17 protein-coding genes and 1 pseudogene are annotated in these 21,551 nt (G+C 66.0%); 8 read left to right on the top strand and 10 right to left on the bottom strand.

Going from position 1 to position 21,551, the window contains the following annotated elements; all coding sequences use genetic code 11:
• The first annotated feature begins 21 nt into the window (after positions 1–21).
• The 6 genes and pseudogenes from CLV01_RS07675 to CLV01_RS07650 all read left to right on the top strand — a co-directional run bounded on the left by CLV01_RS07675 (position 22) and on the right by CLV01_RS07650 (position 9,746).
• Positions 22–1,671 (top strand): sensor histidine kinase, encoded by a 1,650-nt coding sequence (locus CLV01_RS07675; RefSeq protein WP_373681037.1) that lies wholly within the window; start codon positions 22–24, stop codon positions 1,669–1,671.
• Entirely contained in the window at positions 1,671–3,218 is a 1,548-nt protein-coding gene (locus CLV01_RS07670) for a sigma-54-dependent transcriptional regulator (RefSeq protein ID WP_063327209.1), read from the top strand. The genes CLV01_RS07675 and CLV01_RS07670 overlap by 1 nt, the downstream gene beginning before the upstream one ends.
• A pseudogene (gene ampD, locus CLV01_RS07665) lies at positions 3,205–3,839 on the top strand (1,6-anhydro-N-acetylmuramyl-L-alanine amidase AmpD). The gene CLV01_RS07670 and the pseudogene ampD overlap by 14 nt, the downstream one beginning before the upstream one ends.
• Before the next feature lie 529 nt (positions 3,840–4,368).
• Positions 4,369–7,290 carry a ribonucleoside-diphosphate reductase subunit alpha gene (locus CLV01_RS07660; RefSeq protein ID WP_065346125.1) on the top strand — a complete coding sequence of 974 codons (2,922 nt, stop codon included), beginning with the start codon at positions 4,369–4,371 and terminating at the stop codon, positions 7,288–7,290.
• Between the two features lie 206 nt (positions 7,291–7,496).
• Positions 7,497–8,588: a ribonucleotide-diphosphate reductase subunit beta gene (locus tag CLV01_RS07655; protein WP_012203430.1), complete on the top strand. Its 1,092-nt coding sequence runs from the start codon at positions 7,497–7,499 to the stop codon at positions 8,586–8,588.
• A gap of 177 nt (positions 8,589–8,765) precedes the next feature.
• Complete coding sequence (locus tag CLV01_RS07650; protein WP_099735205.1) at positions 8,766–9,746, top strand: hypothetical protein; 981 nt, start codon at positions 8,766–8,768, stop codon at positions 9,744–9,746.
• Between the two features lie 97 nt (positions 9,747–9,843).
• Here CLV01_RS07650 and CLV01_RS07645 read toward each other — a convergent pair whose 3' ends face one another.
• The 7 genes from CLV01_RS07645 to CLV01_RS07615 form a co-directional block, all read right to left on the bottom strand.
• Positions 9,844–10,746 (bottom strand): carbohydrate kinase family protein, encoded by a 903-nt coding sequence (locus CLV01_RS07645; RefSeq protein ID WP_012203428.1) that lies wholly within the window; start codon positions 10,744–10,746, stop codon positions 9,844–9,846.
• 35 nt (positions 10,747–10,781) lie between these two features.
• Positions 10,782–12,200 carry a zinc-ribbon and DUF3426 domain-containing protein gene (locus tag CLV01_RS07640; protein WP_099734622.1) on the bottom strand — a complete coding sequence of 473 codons (1,419 nt, stop codon included), beginning with the start codon at positions 12,198–12,200 and terminating at the stop codon, positions 10,782–10,784.
• Positions 12,201–12,275: 75 nt separating this feature from the next.
• Complete coding sequence (gene prmA / locus CLV01_RS07635; protein WP_012203426.1) at positions 12,276–13,166, bottom strand: 50S ribosomal protein L11 methyltransferase; 891 nt, start codon at positions 13,164–13,166, stop codon at positions 12,276–12,278.
• Positions 13,167–13,250: 84 nt separating this feature from the next.
• The gene (gene accC / locus CLV01_RS07630) at positions 13,251–14,615 is read right to left on the bottom strand and encodes an acetyl-CoA carboxylase biotin carboxylase subunit (RefSeq protein WP_012203425.1); all 1,365 of its coding nucleotides are present in this window, start codon (positions 14,613–14,615) and stop codon (positions 13,251–13,253) included.
• Between the two features lie 132 nt (positions 14,616–14,747).
• Positions 14,748–15,212 carry an acetyl-CoA carboxylase biotin carboxyl carrier protein gene (gene accB, locus CLV01_RS07625; RefSeq protein ID WP_012203424.1) on the bottom strand — a complete coding sequence of 155 codons (465 nt, stop codon included), beginning with the start codon at positions 15,210–15,212 and terminating at the stop codon, positions 14,748–14,750.
• 145 nt (positions 15,213–15,357) lie between these two features.
• Positions 15,358–15,858, bottom strand: a complete 501-nt coding sequence (locus CLV01_RS07620; protein WP_034390512.1) for a TlpA family protein disulfide reductase — start codon at positions 15,856–15,858, stop codon at positions 15,358–15,360.
• A 46-nt stretch (positions 15,859–15,904) separates the two neighbouring features.
• Complete coding sequence (locus tag CLV01_RS07615) at positions 15,905–16,513, bottom strand: hypothetical protein (protein ID WP_013804096.1); 609 nt, start codon at positions 16,511–16,513, stop codon at positions 15,905–15,907.
• 244 nt (positions 16,514–16,757) lie between these two features.
• Here CLV01_RS07615 and mpl point away from each other — a divergent pair, with 244 nt between their 5' ends.
• Positions 16,758–18,197 (top strand): UDP-N-acetylmuramate:L-alanyl-gamma-D-glutamyl-meso-diaminopimelate ligase, encoded by a 1,440-nt coding sequence (gene mpl, locus CLV01_RS07610; RefSeq protein WP_013804097.1) that lies wholly within the window; start codon positions 16,758–16,760, stop codon positions 18,195–18,197.
• A 74-nt stretch (positions 18,198–18,271) separates the two neighbouring features.
• Here mpl and CLV01_RS07605 read toward each other — a convergent pair whose 3' ends face one another.
• Positions 18,272–18,589, bottom strand: coding sequence for a hypothetical protein (locus tag CLV01_RS07605; RefSeq protein ID WP_012203420.1), 318 nt, complete (start codon positions 18,587–18,589; stop codon positions 18,272–18,274).
• A 259-nt stretch (positions 18,590–18,848) separates the two neighbouring features.
• On the opposite strand from CLV01_RS07605, the gene CLV01_RS07600 reads away from it, so the two are divergent.
• Positions 18,849–19,217, top strand: coding sequence for a YqcC family protein (locus CLV01_RS07600; RefSeq protein ID WP_034390510.1), 369 nt, complete (start codon positions 18,849–18,851; stop codon positions 19,215–19,217).
• Positions 19,218–19,275: 58 nt separating this feature from the next.
• On the opposite strand, the gene CLV01_RS07595 is transcribed toward CLV01_RS07600, so the two are convergent.
• A complete protein-coding gene (locus CLV01_RS07595; RefSeq protein ID WP_012203418.1) occupies positions 19,276–20,433 on the bottom strand; it encodes a 3-deoxy-7-phosphoheptulonate synthase in 1,158 nt (385 codons plus the stop codon).
• Positions 20,434–20,873: 440 nt separating this feature from the next.
• On the bottom strand, positions 20,874–21,494 hold the full coding sequence (locus tag CLV01_RS07590; protein ID WP_013804100.1) for a hypothetical protein: 621 nt from the start codon (positions 21,492–21,494) through the stop codon (positions 20,874–20,876).
• Positions 21,495–21,551 lie beyond the last annotated feature (57 nt).

Below are 21,551 nucleotides of genomic sequence, written 5' to 3'. Positions count from 1 at the left end.
CAGGGCTTCCTGACCGGCCGCGTGCTCATCGCCACTGCGCTTTTGCTGCTGCAGCTGGCGCTGCTCAGCGTGCAGCCCGGCGGCAATTCCCTGGTCTGGCTGGTTTGCCTGGGCTACCTGGGGCTGACGCTGCTGCTGCGGCTGACGGCACGCGCCCAGCCGCCCTCGCCCCGCGCCGGCGTGCACTGGCTGCCCGTGATCGGCGTGGACATCGCGGTCATCTGCCTGCTGCAGATGCTGCAGACCGGGCCGCTGAACTACTCGGCCCTGCTGGCCATTCCCATCCTGATCTCGGCCGTGCTGGGCAATCTGACGCTGGCCCTGGCCACCACGGCCAGCGTCACGCTGCTGACCCTGGGCTGGGTGGCATGGCAGGACGTGGCTGGCCGCATAGAAAGCACCCAGGCCTACTACCAGGCCAGCTTTGCCTGCGCAGGCTATTTCGCGGTGGCCTATCTGACGCACGAACTGGCACGCCGCGTGCGGCGCGAGCGCCACCTGGCCCAGCACAGCAGCCGCAAGGCCCAGACGCAGGAACAGGTCAATGCCCTGGTGATCCGCCACCTGGGCGAAGGCGTGCTGGTGGTCGATCCCCAGTTCCGCGTGCAGCAGGCCAACCCGGCCGCACTGCACCTGCTGGGGCTGGCCGACGCGCATGCCCTGCCCTTCGCCCTCAAGGAGCATTCCGGCTGGCAGCGGCTGCAGGACGCCGTGGCCCAGAGCTTTGCCCAGAACCTGCCCATCTCGGCCGCCATCCATCTGCAGTCCATCGGCCAGGAAGGCATGACGGGCCTGCACCTGCGCACCTGGCTGACCGAAGTCGCCACCCCATCCGACGCCGCCGACGCGGCCGAGCCCGCGCTGCTGCAGCAGCTGTGCGTGGTCTTTTTGCATGATCTGCGCGAGATGGAGGCGCGGCTGCGCACGGAAAAGCTGGCGTCCATGGGCCGCATGTCGGCCGCCGTGGCCCACGAGATCCGCAATCCGCTGGCCGCCATCACCCAGGCCAATGCCCTGCTGGCCGAGGATCTGGCGCAGGACCCGGCCCAGCAGCAGCTGTGCCGCATCGTGGGCCAGAATGCCGAGCGCCTGGCACGCATCGTCGAGGACGTACTCAACATCGCCCGGGCCCAGCAGCACATTGGCGAAGCGCATGCCGGCCTGCTGGCCCTGGACCAGCACGTGGCCCAGGTTTGCCAGGAATGGCAGGCCCAGGGCCAGCCCGCGCACAGCATCCAGCTCCTGCTGGACGCCAGGGACAAGACCGTGGTGTTCGATGGCGAGCATCTGCGCCGCATCCTGGTGAACCTGCTGGACAACGCCCGGCGCTACCGCAGCAACGCCCACGAGCCACACACGCTGCAGGTGCTGACCGGCGCGCCGGCCGGCGGCCAGATCTGGCTACAGGTCTGGAGCGACGGCGCCGCGCTGGAGCCCACGGTGCAACGCCATCTGTTCGAGCCCTTCTTCTCTTCGGAAAGCCGCTCCAGCGGCCTGGGCCTGTACATCTGCCGCGAGCTGTGCCAGCGCTACGATGCCAGCATCAGCTACCAGCGGCTGTCGCGGCCCACGCCGCACGGCCCTGTCGAGGGCAATGCCTTCAGCATCGTGTTCCGTGCCGGCCCGGCCTCGGCCCTGCCGGCCTCCCTGTTTGATCAGATTGTGGTGTGATGCCTTTGAACTCCCTGCCCGCTGCCGCATCGATCCTTGTCGTGGACGACGAGCCGGATCTGCGCACCCTCTATGAACTGACCCTTCTGCGCGAAGGCTACCGCGTGGAAACCGCCGCCAGCGTGGGCGAGGCGCGCGAGCAGCTGCAGACCCAGCGCTTCGACGTGGTCATCACCGACATGCGCCTGCCCGACGGCATGGGCATGGAGCTGCTGCAGGACCTGCGCAGCCAGCAGCGACGCGAGCGCTGCGTGGTCATGACGGCCTACGGCTCCGCCGAGAACGCCGTCGAGGCCCTGCGCTCAGGCGCCTTCGACTACCTGACCAAGCCCGTGGACCTCAAGCAGTTCCGCCTGGTCGTGGCCTCGGCCGCCCAGGGCGTGGGCGGTGTGCCGGCCCCGGGCGTGATGCCGGCGCGCAGCCCTTCGGCCGCTCCCGCCGCCAGCCCGGTGCTCAACGGCAGCGGCGCACTGGACGCCATGGTCGGCGAGTCGCCCGCCATGCAGGCCGTCAAGCAGCGCATTGCCAAGGTGGCGCGCGGCATGGCGCCGGTGCTGGTGCATGGCGAGTCGGGCACAGGCAAGGAGCTGGTGGCCCGCGCGCTGCATGCCTGCAGCCAGCGCGCCCATGGCCCCATGGTGGCCGTGAACTGCGGCGCCATTCCCGAAAACCTGCTGGAGGCGGAGTTCTTCGGCGCGCGCAAGGGCTCCTATACCGGCGCCACCCAGGACCGCGACGGCTACTTCCAGGCGGCGCGCGGCGGCACCTTGTTTCTGGACGAGATCGGCGACCTGCCCCTGGCCATGCAGGCCAAGCTGCTGCGCGCCATCCAGGAGCGCCGCGTGCGCCCCCTGGGCTCCGCACAGGAGGAAGCGGCCGATGTACGCATCGTCAGCGCCACCCACCGCGATCTGGCTGCCGATGTGCAGCAGGGGCGCTTCCGGCAGGACCTGTACTACCGCCTCAATGTCATCGAGGTGCTGCTGCCCCCGCTGCGCGAGCGCCGCGAAGACCTGCCTGCCCTGTGCCGCGCCCTGCTGGCACGGCTGTCGCAGGAATCCGGCCTGCCCATGCCCGAGATCGACGAGCGTTCAGTGCAGCAGATCGCCCGCCTGCCCCTGCCCGGCAATGTGCGTGAACTGGAGAACCTGCTGCACCGCGCCATCACGCTGGGCGAGGACGGACCGCTGCGCATAGATCCCGAGATGCAGCTGCCCTGCGGCACGCCACCAGCCCCGCCCGCCCCGCCTGCATCCGCCTCGCCCTCTCCTTCGCTCTCGCCTTCACGCCCCCTGCCGCAAGGCGGCCCGCTATCGCCAGAGCCAGCCGATGCCGACCTGCCCCGTGACCTGCAGGCCTGGCTGGACGAGCGCGAGCGCGGCATTCTGGTGCAGGCGCTTCAGGAAAACGGCTTCAACCGCACGGCCACCGCCGCGCGCCTGGGCCTGAGCCTGCGCCAGATCCGCTACCGCATCGACCGGCTGAACATCGCCCTGCCCGGCGATGCCAGCGCCGAGGCGGACGGAGGCGGCCATGGCGAGTCCTGATCCGCAGGCGCAAGCCACCCAGGCCCCGGCCTGGACCTGGCAAGGCGGCTGGCTGCAGCAGGCCCGCCACCTGCCCTCGCCCAACTTTGGCGAGCGCCCGGCCCAGGCGCTGGTCGATCTGGTCGTCGTGCACTCCATCAGCCTGCCCCCGGCGAGTACGGCACGGGTGCGGTCCAGCAACTGTTCACCAACCAGCTCGACTGGGACGCCCATCCTTACTACCAGGGGATACGCGGCCTGGAGGTGTCGGCGCATTTCTTCATCACGCGCCAGGGCGAGGTCTGGCAGTTTGTGGACTGCGATGCGCGCGCCTGGCATGCAGGCGCTTCCTGCTGGCGGGGCCGCGACCGCTGCAACGACGACTCCATCGGCATAGAGCTCGAAGGCCTGGAGGGCCTGCGGTTCGAGCCGGCCCAGTACGCGGCGCTCGATGCCCTGTGCAACGCCATCGCGGCGCGCTACCCCGTGGCCCATCTCGCAGGTCATGAGCACATCGCGCCGGGCCGCAAATGCGATCCGGGCGCAGGCTTCGACTGGCACCGGCTGCGCGGGCTGCTGGCCCACCACCCAGCCACGGCGAACTGGCAGCTGCCGCCGGGCGCGGGCCAGCCCTCCACGTAAGCGCACACCCTCATCGCAGGCACCGCCAGATCTTGCGCAAAACCCCGCTTGTCCACAGGCAGAGGACAAAGGGTCTGTCAATCCAGAAAGCAACCGATGTGGCGCGCCAGGCGCACGCAGCGGCTGCCTGATCATTTTTTACAAATTCACGCATGTGTCGCAGCCCCACTGTCCATGGGGCTTTCAGCGGTCCGACCGGCGCAGGGCCAAGGCTGCCGCGGCTTGCGGCGGACCATCGCCCGCAAGCCACGGCGCAGCGGGCCTTTGCTGCTATTGGCTTGTAGGTTGCGCACCTGTTTGGCGCAGCGCAAACAGCGGTTTTCCGGCCGTGAGTACCCCGTGTACATGAGACGGCGATACACTACAGGTAGTGCCCAGAAGCACGCTGGACACCATATCTAGTGTTCACAAGCTGTGCACACCCTGTGAAAACGGTGTGTACATCCGACCCCGATTCCATCTCCCAGCAAGCCTGCCCCAAGTGCAGGTCCGCGTCCGTTCTATCCACAAACACCCGTTGAGGAAACTCATGCAAGAAGCACTGAATTCTTTGGCTCCCGCTGCGCACGGTGATGCTGCCAATCCTTCCTCCGCCCATCACCTGTCCGTGCAGGACGGCTACCAGATCATCCGCCGCAGCGGCGATGTGGTGCCCTTCACGCCGCAAAAGATCGCCGTCGCGCTGACCAAGGCCTTCCTGGCCGTGCGCGGTGCCCAAGGTGCGGCCTCCGCCAGCGTGCGCGAGACCGTGGACGAGCTGACCCAGGCCGTGGTTCGCGCACTGCTGCGCTCGCGTCCGGGCGGCGGCACCTTCCATATTGAAGATGTGCAGGACCAGGTCGAACTGGGCCTGATGCGCGGCGGCCACCACGACGTGGCACGCGCCTACGTGCTGTACCGCGACCGCCGCAACCAGGAACGTGCCGAGCAGAAGAAGGCCGCCGAGGCCGCAGCGGTTGCCGCCGCCGCACCGGCGCCCGTGCTGCATGTGACCGACAACGGCCAGCGCGTGCCGCTGGACCAGGCCCGCCTGCTGGCGCTGATCGAGGCGTCCTGCCGCAACCTCAACGCCGATATCCAGGCCGCCCCCATCGTCGCCGAAACGCTGCGCAACCTGTACGACGGCGTGCCGATCGAAGAAGTCTTCAAGGCCTCCATCCTGGCCGCTCGCACGCTGATCGAGAAAGACCCCGACTACACCTACGTCACCGCCCGCCTGCTGCTGCACACGATCGTGCGCGAGGTCATGGGCCGTGACGTGCACCCGGCCGACATCCAGGCGGCCTACGCAGAGTACTTCCCCGGCTTCATCCGCAAGGGCGTGGACAACGAGCTGCTCAACCCCGAGCTGCTTAACTACGACCTGCCCCGCCTGGCTGCCGCCATCAAGGCCGAGCGCGACGAGCAGTTCGACTACCTGGGCCTGCAGACCCTGTACGACCGCTACTTCCTGCACGTGCGCAAGACGCGCATCGAGCTGCCCCAGTCCTTCTTCATGCGCGTGGCCATGGGCCTGGCGCTGCAGGAAGAGGACCGCAATGCACGCGCCATCGAGTTCTACGAGCTGCTGTCGTCCTTCGACTTCATGAGCAGCACGCCCACGCTGTTCAACAGCGGCACGCTGCGCTCGCAGCTGTCTTCCTGCTACCTGACCACGGTGCCCGACGATCTGGACGGCATCTATGAGTCCATCAAGGAAAACGCCCTGCTGTCCAAGTTCGCCGGCGGCCTGGGCAACGACTGGACGCGCGTGCGCGCCCTGGGTTCGCGCATCAAGGGCACGAACGGCGAGTCGCAGGGCGTGGTGCCCTTCCTCAAGGTGGTCAACGACACGGCCGTGGCCGTGAACCAGGGCGGCAAGCGCAAGGGCGCCGTCTGCACCTACCTGGAGACCTGGCACCTGGACATCGAGGAATTCCTCGAACTGCGCAAGAACACCGGCGACGACCGCCGCCGCACGCACGACATGAACACGGCGAACTGGATTCCCGACCTGTTCATGAAGCGCGTCATGGAAAAGGGCCACTGGACCCTGTTCTCGCCCTCCGATGTCGGCGACCTGCACGACCTCTTCGGCGCCGCCTTCGAGCACGCCTACACGGCCTACGAAACCAAGGCCGACAACGGCGAACTCAAGCTGTTCAAGCGCATCCCGGCCATGGACCTGTGGCGCAAGATGCTGTCCATGCTGTTCGAGACCGGCCACCCCTGGGTCACCTTCAAGGACCCCTGCAACGTGCGCTCGCCCCAGCAGCACGCCGGCGTGGTGCACTCGTCCAACCTGTGCACCGAGATCACGCTGAACACCAGCGACACCGAGACCGCCGTCTGCAACCTGGGCTCGGTCAACCTGGCGCGCCACATCGTCGATGGCGCCATCGACCACGGCAAGCTGCGCAAGACCATCACCACGGCCATGCGCATGCTGGACAACGTGATCGACATCAACTACTACGCCGTACAGAAGGCCAAGGACTCCAACCTGCGCCACCGCCCGGTGGGCCTGGGCCTGATGGGCTTCCAGGATGCGCTCTATGAAATGCGCATCGCCTACGCCAGCGACGCGGCCGTGGAGTTCGCCGACCAGTCGATGGAAGCCATCTGCTACTACGCCTACTGGGCCTCCACCGAGCTGGCCAAGGAACGCGGCCAGTACTCCAGCTACAAGGGCTCGCTGTGGGACCAGGGCATCCTGCCGCTGGACACGCTGAACCTGCTGGAGAAGGCACGCGGCGGCTATGTGGAAGTGGACCGCTCCTCGCGCCTGGACTGGGATGCCCTGCGCGCCAAGATCGGCCAGCACGGCATGCGCAACTCCAACTGCGTGGCCATCGCGCCCACGGCGACCATCTCCAACATCGTCGGCGTCGATGCCTCCATCGAGCCCTCGTTCGGCAACCTGTCGGTCAAGTCCAACCTGTCCGGCGAGTTCACCGTCATCAACCAGTACCTGGTGCGTGACCTGAAGCGCCTGGGCCTGTGGGACGACGTGATGGTCATGGACCTCAAGCACTTCGACGGCTCGCTGCGCCCCATCGACCGCGTGCCCCAGGACGTCAAGAGCCTGTACGCCACCGCCTTCGAGGTCGAGCCCACCTGGCTGGTCGAGGCCGCTGCGCGCCGCCAGAAGTGGATCGACCAGGCCCAGAGCCTGAACATCTACATGGCCGGTGCATCGGGCAAGAAGCTGGACGACACCTACAAGCTGGCCTGGCTGCGCGGTCTGAAGACCACCTACTACCTGCGCACCACCAGCGCCACCAACATCGAGAAGTCCACGGTGCAAAGCCGCGTGCTCAACGCCGTGCCCTCGGCCGCCGCCGCACAGCCTGCCGCCGTGAACACCTCCAGCGCCCTGGAAGCCGCGGCAGCCGCCGCACGCGCCCAGGCACCGGCGACGGACATCAAGTTCTGCGCCATCGACGATCCCGGCTGCGAAGCCTGCCAGTAAGCCGCGCAGCGCGGGGCCTCGCCACGGCGCAGGCCCCGCGCCCTGCCCGCCAGCCAGCGCCATGCGCAGGATCTTCGCCATGGACCTTGGGCCTGCTCAACACGCCAGGCCACCCATGGTCCTACATTGACCGGAGCAGAAAGAGAGGACTCTTTCGCACCGAATGAACTGAACATATGCCCCAGGGCATGCCGGAGAAAATTGCAATGCTGACCTTTGACGACGACGCCACCCTCTCGAACACGCCCAGCGGCGCGGAGGCTGCGCCGAGCACCACACACAAGCGCGTGAATGCCGCCGACAAGCGCATCATCAATGCCAAGACCGACGTCAATCAGCTGGTGCCGTTCAAGTACAAGTGGGCCTGGGAAAAGTACCTGGCCACCTGCGCCAACCACTGGATGCCGCAGGAAGTGAACATGAACCGCGACATCGCCCTGTGGAAGGACCCCAACGGCCTGACCGAGGACGAGCGCCGCATCATCAAGCGCAACCTGGGCTTCTTCGTGACGGCCGATTCGCTGGCCGCCAACAACATCGTGCTGGGCACCTACCGCCACATCACGGCGCCCGAATGCCGCCAGTTCCTGCTGCGCCAGGCCTTCGAGGAAGCCATCCACACCCACGCCTACCAGTACATCGTGGAGTCGCTGGGCCTGGATGAGGGCGAGATCTTCAACGCCTATCTCGAAGTCCCCTCCATCCGCGACAAGGACGAATTCCTGATCCCCTTCATCGAAGCGATCATGGACCCCGCCTTCAAGACCGGCACCTTCGAGACCGACCAGACCCTGCTCAAGTCGCTGATCGTTTTCGCCTGCCTGATGGAGGGCCTGTTCTTCTACGTGGGCTTCACGCAGATCCTTGCGCTGGGCCGCCAAAACAAGATGACCGGCGCCGCCGAGCAGTACCAATACATCCTGCGCGACGAGTCCATGCACTGCAACTTCGGCATCGACCTGATCAACCAGCTCAAGCTCGAAAATCCACAGCTGTGGACACCCGAATTCAAGGAAGAAATCACGGCGCTTTTCGTCAAGGCCGTCGAGCTGGAATACCGCTACGCAGAGGACACCATGCCGCGCGGCGTGCTCGGAATGAACGCATCGATGTTCAAGGGCTACCTGCGCTACATCGCCAACCGCCGCGCCACGCAGATCGGCCTTGAGGCCCTGTTCCCCAACGAGGAAAACCCGTTCCCCTGGATGAGCGAGATGATCGATTTGAAGAAGGAACGTAACTTCTTTGAGACACGCGTCATCGAGTATCAAACCGGCGGCGCACTTTCCTGGGATTAATCGCTTCTCTGCAGGCACAATGCGAACCATGACGCGCTTCACGCTTTTGCAATACCGATGGTGTTGCGGCGTGGGGCGTCTCCGTGTTCATTGCGATGCGTCACTCCACATCGCTTTGGATCGCTTCGGAGCCCCGTACCCCGAAGTGTTTTGTGCAAATCAACGAAGGAGAAGATGATGGCAACTGCGAAGAAGACGGCCTCCACCAAGGCCCCCACCGACAAGAAAACCACTGCCAAAAAGGCGGCTGCTCCCAAGGCTGAAACCGTGAAGAAAACCACGGCCACTGCCAAGGCAGCACCCGCCAAGAAGGCTGCTGCACCTGCTGTGAAGAAGGCTGCAGCTCCTGCTGCCAAGAAGGCCGCTGCACCTGCTGCAAAGAAGGCTGCCGCTCCTGCCAAGAAGGCTGCTGCTCCTGCTGCGAAGAAGGCTGCCGCTCCTGCCAAGAAGGCTGCTGCTCCTGCTGCGAAGAAGGCTGCCGCTCCCGCCAAGAAGGCTGCTGCTCCTGCTGCGAAGAAGGCTGCCGCTCCCGCCAAGAAGGCTGCTGCTCCTGCTGCGAAGAAGGCTGCCGCTCCTGCCAAGAAGGCTGCTGCTCCTGCTGCGAAGAAGGCTGCCGCTCCTGCCAAGAAGGCTGCTGCTCCTGCTGCAAAGAAGGCCGCCGCTCCTGCCAAGAAGGCTGCTGCTCCTGCTGCAAAGAAGGCTGCCGCTCCCGCCAAGAAGGCTGCTGCTCCTGCTGCAAAGAAGGCCGCCGCTCCCGCCAAGAAGGCTGCTGCACCTGCCGCAAAGAAGGCCGCTGCTCCTGCCAAGAAGGCTGCTGCTCCTGCTGCCAAGAAGGCCGCTGCTCCCGCTGCCACAAAGGCTGCTGCACCTGCCGCGAAGAAGGCCGCTGCTCCCGCCAAGAAGGCTGCCGCTCCTGCTGCTGCCAAGAAGCCCGCTGCAGCTGCCAAGCCTGCCGCAGCGCCCGCCAAGGCCGCAGCAGCTCCTGCCGCTCCCGCCAAGAAGGCTGCAGCCCCGAAGAAGGCCGCTGCCCCCAAGAAGGCCGCAGCAGCTCCCGCCGCTGCCGCGCCTGCAGCTCCCGCTGCCGCACCCGCGCCCATCGCGCAAACCCGCCTGGCTCCCCAAGCCGCATGGCCCTTCCCCACAGGCAACAAGCCCTGAGACTTTTCCGGTCTCAAAGCAAAAAGCCCGGCTCTTTGGAGTCGGGCTTTTTTCATTGTGAAGACGGCGGCTGCGCCGCCGCCCGGTGATCCCGGCTTCAGGGCTGGGCGAAGTCCAGCACGTAGTTCTGCGGGCCACGGCTGGCAATCTTGAGCGCGCCCAGGCGGTTGCCCAGTTCGGCGCAACGCACCAGGTCCCAGCCACGCTCCAGGCCGAACAGCATGGCGCCACGCCATGCGTCGCCACATCCCGTGGGATCGACCACGGCGGCGGGCTGCACCGGCGCCACCAGGGTCTTGGCGCCTTGCACCCAGACCTCGCAGCCCTCTGCCCCCAGCGTCACCACCAGGCCTTGCACCTGCCCGGAAATCTGCTCCAGGCTCCAGCCCGTGCGCTCGCTGAGCATGCGGGCCTCGTAGTCGTTCACGGCCACCCAGTCAGCCTGCTCGATGAAGCTGCGCAGCTCCTGTCCATCGAACATGGGCAGGCCCTGGCCTGGATCGAACACAAAGGGAATGCCCGCCGCCTTGAACTGCTGGGCATGCTCGAGCATGGCCTGGCGGCCATCGGGCGCAATGATGCCCACGCGCACCTGCTCCTTGAGCTCTGGCGTGATGCGGTTGCCGTGGGCCTGCATCATGGCGCCCGGGTGGAAGGCCGTGATCTGGTTGTTGTCACGGTCCGTCATGATCATGCACTGGGCCGTGTGCGTGTCCTGCAGCTGGCCGATGTGCGCGGTCTGCACGCCCAGTTCGTCGAGGCGCTGCACATAGTCGGCGCCGTCGCTGCCCACCATGGCCATGGGCCAGGCATCGCCGCCCAGCAAGCGCAGGGCGTAGGCGATGTTGCCCGCGCAGCCGCCGAAATCGCGGCGCAGCGTGGGCACCAGGAAGGACACATTGAGGATGTGCAACTGGTCAGGCAGGATCTGGTCGGCAAACCTTCCCTCGAAGGTCATGATGTTGTCGAACGCAAGCGATCCGCAGATGAGAGCGGCCATGGTGTGTCTCGGCTTTCTTGAAAAGTCAGGGGGATTCAGGGATAAAAAACCAGGGCGCGATAGCCGGCCACGGCCGCCTCCAGGCCTTGCACTTCGACCGGGGCCGTCACGCTCCACTCGCCATGGCCCTCGATCTGCGCGGGCGCGCCGAACTGGTCAAGCCGGATCACGCGCCGCAGCAGCAGCTTGTCCTGGGCATCGGTGAGCGTGAGTTCGACAGCGGGCATGGCCACGGGGAAGTCGGAACGGTTCTCCAGGCTCAGGCTCCACTGGTACTGGCCGCTGCGCGGCAACTGCCGAAAGCCCGAACTGCCGATCACCACATCGCCGATCTGGCGGCGTGGCTGCAGCTCGCAGCCCGCCATGGCGCACAGGGCCTGCAGCGCGGGCGCCAGCGAAGGATGCTGCACGGCCAGCGCATCGCGCTGGCCCCACATGACCTGGCCTGCCAAGGCGCCCACGCCCAGCAGGCTGCCCAGCACAAGCGCCACGCGCACGGCAGGCCGGCGCCAGAAGGCCTTGCGCCGCGCCTGGCGCACAAAGCCGGGCTCTGCCTCGGGTAGCGCGGCCGCAGCCTCACCGCTGCCTTCGCCATCGCTGTCCGGCCAGCGGGAGAACTCCGGCGAAGGCACGGAAGCCTGCGCCTGCGGCTCCGATTCCCGCAGCAGGCCGGTTGGCACGGACGGCGCAGGCGCATCGGACGACTTGTCGGATGGCTTGTCAGATGACTTGTCGGATGGCTTATGGGGCCGTGTGAACGGCGCGCCTTCCTCATCCTTTGCCGGTGCGGGCACAGGAGCCGCAGTGTCAGGCTCGGGTCCGAGCAGGCCGTCAACGGCCTGCTCGGCCTGGGCAGCGGGCGGGGACTTCGGCGCTGCCCGGGACGCAGCCAGGATCTCGTCCACCAGCGACGCTCCAGGCAGCGCGCTGCCCAACTCTTCGGCGGCGCTGGCGGAGGGGTCCTTCGCGGTCACAGGGGGCGAAGGCGGGGCCTCTGGAGCCGGCACCTCGGCCGGCGGCATGGACGGCGAAGGCTCGGCCCTGGCAGCCGCAGCCGTGGTTGCGGTGGATACCGCAGGTGCGGCAGGTGTGGCAGGTACAGAGGATGCAACAGGTGCAGCAGGTGCAGCAGGCCCCGATGCGCCCCGCCCCGGCAATCCGCTCGGCGCCGTCGGCAGCCACATGGATTCCCTGAATTCGCGGATGTCATCGTCCTCGAATTCGGCCGGGTTGTGCGATGCCTCGCCAGCCACCGGAGTGCCGGCCACCGGAGTGCCGGCCACCGAGGTGCCGGCCGCGTTCACAGGTGCCGTGGGCAGGGGCTGCAGGTCTTCGGAGGCATCGAACACTTCATGGCAGACGCCGCAGCGCACCCACCCCTGCGAAATTCGCAGCTGGTCGGCCACCACTTTGAAGCGGGTTCCACAGGCAGGACAGCGGGTGACTTGGCTCATCAGCGATCGATTGTAGGCAGCTGCTCGCGGCCCGCGCCACGAAGGCGGCGGCCGCGCGGGGACTCGGGCCGGAAATCAGGCCGCGCGGCGCGCGGTCATCAGGATCCAGCCATCTTCGCTGTCGGCCACTTCCAGCGCCAGGTACGGCGCATAGGCCTCCTTGAGCTCGTCGGCCTGGCGCTCCAGGATACCGGCCAGCACCAGGCTTCCACCCGCTGCCACGCGGCCGCACAGCAGCGGCGCCAGCACCTTGAGCGGCGTGGCCAGGATGTTGGCCAGCACGGTGCGGTATTCGCCGTTGCCGGCATCGGGCAGGCCCGCCTTCAGTTGCACGGCGTTGGCATCGGCGTTGTAGCGCGTGGACTCCACGGCTGCCGGGTCGATGTCCACCGCGTCGATGTCGGTGGCACCGAACTTGGCCGCGCCAATGGCCAGGATGCCAGAGCCGCAGCCATAGTCCAGCGTGCGGCCAAGACTGCCTTGCGGCTGGCGGGCGATCCAGCGCAGGCACATGCGTGTGGTCGGGTGCGTGCCCGTGCCAAAGGCCAGGCCCGGGTCCAGGCGGATGCTCACGCGCGCCTCGGGCGGCAGCTCGTGCCAGGTGGGAACAATCCAGAATTCGGGCGTGATGTCCACCGGGGCGAACTGCGACTGCGTCAGGCGCACCCAGTCCTGCTCCGGCACCTGCTTGACGGCGATGATGCTGCAGCCCTCGAAGAAGTCCTGGGGCAGCAGCAGATCACGCGCCTCTTCGGCCGCTTGCTGCGAGGGGAACAGCGCCACCAGGCGGCTGCGCTGCCAGCCGTCCTTGGGCGGCGGCATGCCGGGCTCGCCGAACAGGGCTTGCTCGGCCTCGGTCTGCGCGTCGGCATCCTCCACCGATACGCTCAGGGCGTCCAGCGCATCCAGCGCATCGCTGACGGTCTCAACCCGGTCTTCCGGGCACAGCAGGCTCAACTCGAACATGGGCCCATCCTTTTCTATGCAATAAATGAAAATGCTGGCCGCCGTCGCCGGGGGCCAGCATGCAGGGTCAATCGGGCGACCTGCTCAACGCTTGTTGGCGTTGCGGTGCGCCAGCCACTCTTCCAGGTAATGGATGTTGGTGCCGCCTTCCATGAACTTGGCGTCCACCATCAGATCCTGATGCAGCGGGATATTGGTCTTGATGCCTTCGACCACGGTCTCCAGCAGCGCCGTGCGCATGCGCGCCAGCGCCTGCTCGCGCGTGTCGCCATGGACGATGATCTTGCCGATCATGGAGTCGTAGTTCGGCGGCACGAAGTAGTTGTTGTAGACGTGCGAGTCCACGCGCACGCCGGGGCCACCGGGGGCATGCCACATGGTGATGCGGCCCGGCGACGGCATGAAGTTGTAGGGATCCTCGGCATTCACGCGGCACTCGATCGCATGGCCCTTGAGCTGGGCATTGATCTGGCGCTGGGTAAAGGGCAGCTTCTCGCCTGCGGCCACCATGATCTGGGTGCGCACGATGTCCACGCCCGTGATCAGTTCGGTCACCGGATGCTCCACCTGAACGCGGGTGTTCATCTCGATGAAGTAGAACTCGCCGTTTTCAAAGAGGAACTCGAAGGTGCCGGCGCCACGGTAGCCCAGCTTCTTGCAGGCAGCGGCGCAGCGCTCGCCGATCTTCTCGACCAGGCGGCGCGGAATGCCCGGAGCCGGTGCTTCCTCGATGACCTTCTGGTGGCGGCGCTGCATGGAGCAGTCGCGCTCGCCCAGGTAGACCGCGTTGCGGTGGTTGTCCGCCAGGATCTGGATTTCCACATGGCGCGGGTTCTGCAGGAACTTTTCCATGTAGACGGCCGGATTGCCGAAGGCCGCACCGGCCTCGGCCTTGGTCATCTGCACGGCATTGATCAGCGCCGCCTCGGTATGCACCACGCGCATGCCACGGCCACCGCCGCCGCCTGCGGCCTTGATGATCACCGGATAGCCCACGGCCTTGGCGATGCGGCGGATCTGCACGGGATCGTCAGGCAGCTCGCCATCCGAGCCGGGCACGCAGGGGACGCCCGCCTTGATCATGGCCTGCTTGGCCGAGACCTTGTCACCCATGGTGCGGATGTTCTCGGGCGTGGGGCCGATGAAGGTGAAACCGCTCTTTTCCACGCGCTCGGCAAAGTCGGCGTTCTCGCTGAGAAAGCCGTAGCCGGGGTGGATGGCCTCGGCGTCGGTCACCTCGGCGGCCGAGATGATGGCCGGCATGTTGAGGTAGCTCAGCGGCGAAGGCGCGGGGCCGATGCACACGGCCTCATCGGCCAGCTTGACGTACTTTGCGTCACGGTCGGCCTCGGAATACACCATCACCGCCTTGATGCCCAGTTCACGGCAGGCGCGCTGGATGCGCAGGGCAATCTCGCCCCGGTTGGCAACCAAAATTTTCTTAAACATGAAGGTCCTCGCGACTTGGTGCCTGCGCCGGTACGCAGGCCGAAGCCGTCAGTTGAGCCAATTGCTCTGTCGCGCCGCGGCATGCGTTCGCGCCAGGGCGTCGTGCCGCTTGCGGCATCGCTCGCCTGCAGGTTACTCGATCACGAACAGGGGCTGGCCGTACTCTACCGCCTGGCCGTTTTCGCCCAGGATGCGCGTGATCGTGCCGCTCTTGTCGGCTTCGATCTCGTTGAGAATCTTCATCGCCTCGATGATGCAGATGGTCTCGCCTTCCTTGACCTGGTTGCCCACTTCCACGAAGGGCTTGCCGCCAGGGCTGGAGGCGCGGTAGAAGGTGCCGACCATGGGCGACTTCACCACGTGGCCGGAGACGGCTGCCTCGGCCGGTGCCGCCACGGGCGCTGCGGGGGCAGCGGCGACGGGTGCCGCCATCGGCGCGGCCATGGGAGCCTGCATGGGCGCTGCCACATAGTGCTGCACCACGGCGCCTTCGCTCTTGACGATCCGGACCTTGCCCTCTGCTTCGGTGATCTCCAGTTCCGACACGTTCGATTCGGACACCAGATCAATGAGGGTCTTGAGTTTTCGCAAATCCATGGGAGCTCCAGCGGCTAACAACTAAATAGGGCGCGAATTTACTCCAATTTCGCCCTTCTGCGTGCTTTGAGGCATATTTTTCATCAACGTCGCCATGGAATTCAGGGCATTTCCTGAGCTTTCACAGCTTCGATGATGCGAAAAATCAGCCTTTTGCGCTCCAGGAAGCCAGATCTTCGGTAGTAAGCTCACCTATTTTACGTTGCTGCACCATGCCATCTTCGCCGAGCAGCACGGTGAAGGGCAGTCCGCCCTGCAGATTGCCCAGCGAGCGGGTCAGGCCCAGACCGCCTTCCACCGCCAGCGCCACAGGGAAACGCAGGGGTGTGCGACCCAGGAAGCGCTGCACGGCCTCCGGCTTGTCCACGGCCAGGCCAATGACCTGAATACCATGCTGGTTTTGGCGCGCCGAGAAGGCATCGAGCATGGGCAGCTCGCGCACGCAGGGCGGGCACCAGGTGGCCCAGAAATTGACCAGCACCGGCTTGCCGCGCCAGCGCGACAGCGTCATGGCCGAGCCATCGGGTGTGATGAAGCGCTGCTGCCACAGCTGCTCTTCGGCACTGGCGTCCATGGCGTGCGGCTGAAAACGCCACCACGCAAACCCTGCCCCACCCAGGCCTGCGGCGGCGGCAACGCCGCCCATCAGCCAACGGCGGCGGGAAGATGTGTTTTGCCTTGCATCCACTGAATCAGCCACGGTCGGCCTCCTCTTCATCCTGATCCAACAGCCTGCGCAGCGCCTCGGCGCTGCCGCGCGGGCTGCGCCCCTGGCCGTCGGGCTTGAGTGCGCCACGCAGATCATCATGGTCGTACACCAGCAGATGCACGCCCACGGACTCGTTCAAAGGGCGGCAGAAGGCGTGGATGCTCAAGGCCTCCACGGCCTGCCCCGTAAAGCCGGTGACGGTGCTGGGCTCGTACTCCACATGCTGGTTGATCAGCGCGATCTCGGCCGACTTGGGGTCGTCGCAGAACAGCTGCAGGTAAATATCGGACAGGCGGGTGGCTGTGCCGCGCCAGACGGCGCCGGCCAGATGGGGCCGGAACTCGGCCAGGCGGTCCATCCATTGCAGGGCCAGTTCGCGCAGGGCCTGCAGTTCCTGGGGCTGGGTGTCGGCGCAGAACAGGGCAATGTATTCGCGCACGGCCTCTTCCACCAGGTCGTTGCCCGGCAGCGCGGTGCGCGCGGGCAGCCCCAGCTGGCGAAGTGCGCGGTGCTTGGCAGCCCCCCATTCCAGCCCTTCCTCGACCACGAGGCGGGCCGCGGTCTGGGCAATTTCGGCAGTGGCTTGGTCCATGGCTTTCCGATCCGCTGTATCCCTACATATATATAAGAGGCCTTCCCTGTGGATGGCCCCGGGCCATTGTGACCCAAGCCGCGGCACCGCCGGCCGCAGACGGGCTTTGCACGTTCCCGCCAGCGCCTTGCACCGGCGATTTCGCAACCTTGTGTTTCCGGGACCCGGTGCCTGCTGGGCCGCAAGCTCCTGTTTTTGCAGGACAGCCCTCCCGGACATGACGGCAACCGTAGAATGCCCGGCCATGCACATACATATTCTGGGCATCTGCGGCACCTTCATGGGCGGACTGGCCGCACTGGCGCGCGAGGCTGGGCACCGCGTCACAGGCTGCGACGCCGGCGTCTATCCGCCGATGAGCGATCAGTTGCGTGCACTGGGCATCGACCTGATCGAGGGCTACGGCGCCGACCAGATGGCCCTGCAACCCGACATGTATGTCGTGGGCAACGTGGTCAGCCGCGCGCGGCTGCCCGACGGCAGCCCCAAGTTCCCGCTGATGGAGGCGATTCTTGAAAGCGGCGCCCCCTACACCAGCGGTCCGCAATGGCTTTGCGAACAGGTGCTGCACCATCCGTCCTGCCCGCGCCATGTACTGGCCGTGGCCGGCACCCACGGCAAGACGACCACGACGTCGATGCTGGCCTGGATTCTCGAATGCGCAGGCCTGGCTCCGGGCTTTCTGGTCGGCGGCGTGCCACTGGACTTCGGCGTCTCGGCCCGCCTGGGCGCATCCAGCCGCCCGACGCCAGGCCAGGGGCCGGCCGGCGCGGAGCCCGTCTTCGTCATCGAGGCCGATGAATACGACACGGCCTTCTTCGACAAACGCAGCAAGTTCGTGCACTACCGCCCGCGCACGGCCGTGCTCAACAACCTGGAGTTCGACCACGCCGACATCTTCGAGGACCTCGGCGCCATCGAACGCCAGTTCCACCATCTCGTGCGCACCGTTCCCGCCTCCGGGCGGCTGGTGGTCAACGGCATAGAGGAAAGCATCACCCGCGTGCTGCACCAGGGCTGCTGGAGCGAGGTCTCCAGCTTCGGTGCGGTGGTCAGCGATTTCAGTGCCCAGGGCGATCCCGGCGCCTTCGACGTGCTGCACCGTGGCCGCAAGGTCGCGCGCCTGGAATGGGCACTCACCGGGGAGCACAACCAGCTCAATGCGCTGGCCGCCATTGCAGCGGCCGAGCACGTGGGCGTGACGCCGGCGCAGGCCTGCGAAGCGCTGGCGCGCTTTCAGAACGTCAAGCGACGCATGGAGCTGCGCGGCATGGCGGGTGGCGTGTCCGTCTACGACGACTTCGCCCACCATCCCACGGCCATCCGCACCACGCTGGACGGCCTGCGCCGTAAGCTCGGCAGCCAGGCACGCATCCTGGCGGTGTTCGAGCCGCGCAGCAACACCATGAAGCTGGGCACCATGAAGTCGCAACTGCCCTGGGCCCTGGAAAGCGCCGATCTGGTGTTCTGCCACACGGCCGGCCTGGACTGGGATGCTGCCGAGGCGCTGCGCCCCCTGGGCGTGGGAGCCGGCCACAAGGCGCAGGTGGCTGCAGACATCGATACGCTGATCGGGCAGATCCGCGCAGCCGCCCGCCCCGGTGACCACGTGGTGTGCATGAGCAATGGCGGCTTCGGCGGCATTCACCCCAAGCTGCTGGCGGCGCTGCAGGCCGCAGGCTGACCCGGGCACGGCCCCCAATGAAAGAAGCCCGGGTCATGCCCAGGCTTCTTTGCTGTATCGCTATCTGTCCGTCGTCAGTAACTGATGGACATGGCCGGCACATCGACACGGATCAGCGGCTTGGACAGCACGGCCTGGGCGGCGACGGCATAGCTGTTGCGCCATTGCTCGTCGTCGAACAGCCCGGAGCGCGAACGCGCCGCACGCGCCACCACCACCAACTTGTCGGCCAGCAGAACCTTGCCGCTGGCGCGCAGGGGTTCGCAGTCCATGGAGATGAACTGCTGGTCCAGCCAATGCCGTCCTTCATCGGAACTCATGGGGGTGAGCCCGCTGGTGTCCGTGCGGTACTCTTGTCCGGCATCCAACACCACAATCACTTCGCTGCGCATGGAACTCCTCTCTTCATTACGGGATACGGCCCTGTGCCTGCTCATGCAGACAGGGCTGTCACTCATGCCCTGAGCTTAACCGCAAGCGCCTTTTCCACACCCCGGGCAAGCTGACATGCCTCAAGTGCCAGAGACTGGCACCGGCGCTGGAGTCGGCACTGCCGCCAGCAGGTGTTTCAAGGCCTGCCAGCGCCTGCCCAAAGGTGCAAACGTACAATGGCCGACAGATTTGGCCCCGTTTTTTCATGGACCTCACCGCATGACAACCGACACCACGCACCAGAAACTGCTCGACCAGTTGCAGCAACTCGAAGACGAGTTGCGCAGCCAGAGCCTCTGGTCGGCCGTGGCGCCCAGCCCTGAGGCCATGGCATCGACCATGCCGTTCATGTACGACACGCTCAAGCTGCAGGAATGGCTGCAGTGGGTTTTCCTGCCCCGGCTGCGTGCCGTGGTCGATGCCCGCGGCCAATTGCCCTGCCAAAGCCATGTGCATCCACTGGCCGAGCATGAATGGAGCCAGCCCGTGGCATTCGACAAGCGCCAGTTGCTGGTCCTGCTGCTGGGCATAGACGACACGCTGAACCAGGGCGGACTGACCCCGCCGGACGCCACGCCGCCACACTGAACAAGCAAACCGGGACATAAAAAAAACGGGGCATGCATGCCCCGTTTTCTTTTCCGGCTCAGGCGGCAACCAGGGCCGCAGCCGGCTCGGGATGCTTGACGCGGCGCTGCTGCACGGCGTCGGACAGCTCGGCCAGCGTTGCCAGGGAATCATCCCAGCCCAGGCAGGCATCGGTGATGCTCTGGCCGTAGGTCAGCGCAGCCACCTCATCCTTGCCGGGCGTGAACTTCTGGGCACCACCCACGAGATGGCCCTCGATCATCACGCCGAAGACGCTGCGCGAGCCGCCGCTGATCTGTCCGGCGATGTCGCGTGCCACATCCTTTTGGCGCTCATGCTGCTTGGAGCTGTTGGCGTGGCTGCAGTCCACCATCAGCGTGGGAGGCAGGCCGGCCTTTTCCAGGTCCTCGCAGGCAGCGGCCACGTTGGCCGCGTCGTAGTTGGGGGTCTTGCCGCCGCGCAGGATGACGTGGCAATCCTGATTGCCCGCCGTGTTCACGATGGCAACCTGGCCATTCTTGTGCACGGACAGGAAGTGGTGGCCGCGGCTGGCCGACTGGATGGCGTCGGTGGCGATGCGGATGTTGCCGTCCGTGCCGTTCTTGAAGCCGATGGGCGCCGAGATGCCCGAGGCCAGTTCACGGTGGACCTGGCTTTCCGTGGTGCGCGCACCGATGGCGCCCCAGCTGATCAGATCGGCGATGTACTGGGGCGAGATCACGTCCAGGAACTCGCTGGCGGCCGGCACGCCCAAGCGGTTGATGTCGATCAGCAGTTGCCGCGCAATGCGCAGGCCTTCGTCGATGCGGTAGCTCTGGTCCAGGTAGGGATCGTTGATCAAACCCTTCCAGCCCACGGTGGTGCGCGGCTTTTCGAAGTACACGCGCATCACGATCTCCAGCGTGTCCTTGTACTGCTCGCGTATGGGCGCCAGGCGGCGCGCGTACTCGATGGCGGCCGCCGGATCGTGGATGGAGCAGGGGCCGACGATGACCAGCAGGCGGTCATCCTCGCCAGCCATGATGTTGTGGATGGTGCGGCGGGTGTCGCCGATCAGGGTTTCGACGGCCGTACCGCGGATGGGGAAGAAGCGAATGAGGTGCTCGGGAGGGGGCAACACGGTGATGTCCTTGATACGTGCGTCGTCGGTTTGGCCAGTCTTTTGGGAACCGCCGCGATACCAGGAATCGGCGAGGGAAGCTTGATGAGCAGTCATTGCTTGCTTTCGTGAGGAAAGATGGATCGTGGAAAACGGAGCGAAGAATCGGGAGGGAAAAACAAAAAACCGCCGGGCTTTACAGCTTCGGCGGTTTTGAGGGAGGTTTGTTCGAGTGCGCGCGCTTACCTCTCTTCCGCCGGGGAGGAGAACCAAAAGTAAAAGTAGAAGGAGGCACGGGCTTGCATGGGGATCGAATGTAGCACAGTCATTTTTCGCAGTGCAACATGAACATGCGGGCGGGGAAGCTGCCCTTCACCGTGCCACAGAGAGAAAGCAAAAAATCATTGACGCAATAAAACTGCTTTTTTCTAAGTTTCACGCAAAAATTCTTCAGGCATATGCAGAAAATCACGATGCCATGCAGTTTTATTGCCATCAGCCATGAAAACGTGCAAACCCCGGAAAATGATGCATCTGCGCGTCACGCAAGGGCGCGATCAACGCCGCAGCAATGCGTCACGCAGCCTGCGCAGGGCCCGGCGCACGGCGCTCAAGGGTTGCCATCGGCGCGCCTTGTAACCAGACAGGATGGAAGTCACATCGGCTTCGCCGGCCACGGCAGCGGATTCGGCAAACATGTCCGTCAGCAGGCAGGCATCGCCCAGCAGACGCCAGCCCAGGCGCTCGCAGCGGCGGAAGTGCTCGGGCTCCTGGGCATCCCCCACCAGCACGGACTGCTGCCAGGCGTGGACGGCCTCCCTGAAGCCTTTGAGCAGACGCTGGTAGGCAGGAAATTCGTAGAGGGCATGCCAGCCCGTGGCCAGCGTGGTGAGAAAGTGCTGGTGGTCCAGCACCGCCAGGTCAAGCTGCTGTATGGCGTCTTCCACCGCGGGGCGCGGGCTGCCCGCATAGCGCACGCGCACGGACTCGTCCAGTGCGACGGCCAGCAAGGCCAGTTGCTGGTGCATGGGCTGCAGGTCACCCACGATCAGCTCATGCTGCCAGAAGCGGCTCAGCCGCGACTCGCCGGCCCAGGCACGCCATTGCTTCGGCAGGCTGCGCAGGGGATGGACGGAGGTCCGCGGGCCTGGCCGGGAGGAAAAGGAAAGCTGGGTCATGGAATCGGCGCCGGGCGGCGCCCACCGAACGCGGCGGGCCGCGTCAGGCAGGACAGG

Source organism: Delftia sp. 60 (assembly GCF_002754395.1).
Classification (GTDB): domain Bacteria; phylum Pseudomonadota; class Gammaproteobacteria; order Burkholderiales; family Burkholderiaceae_C; genus Comamonas; species Comamonas acidovorans.
This window is presented reverse-complemented; position numbering and strand designations above follow the sequence as displayed.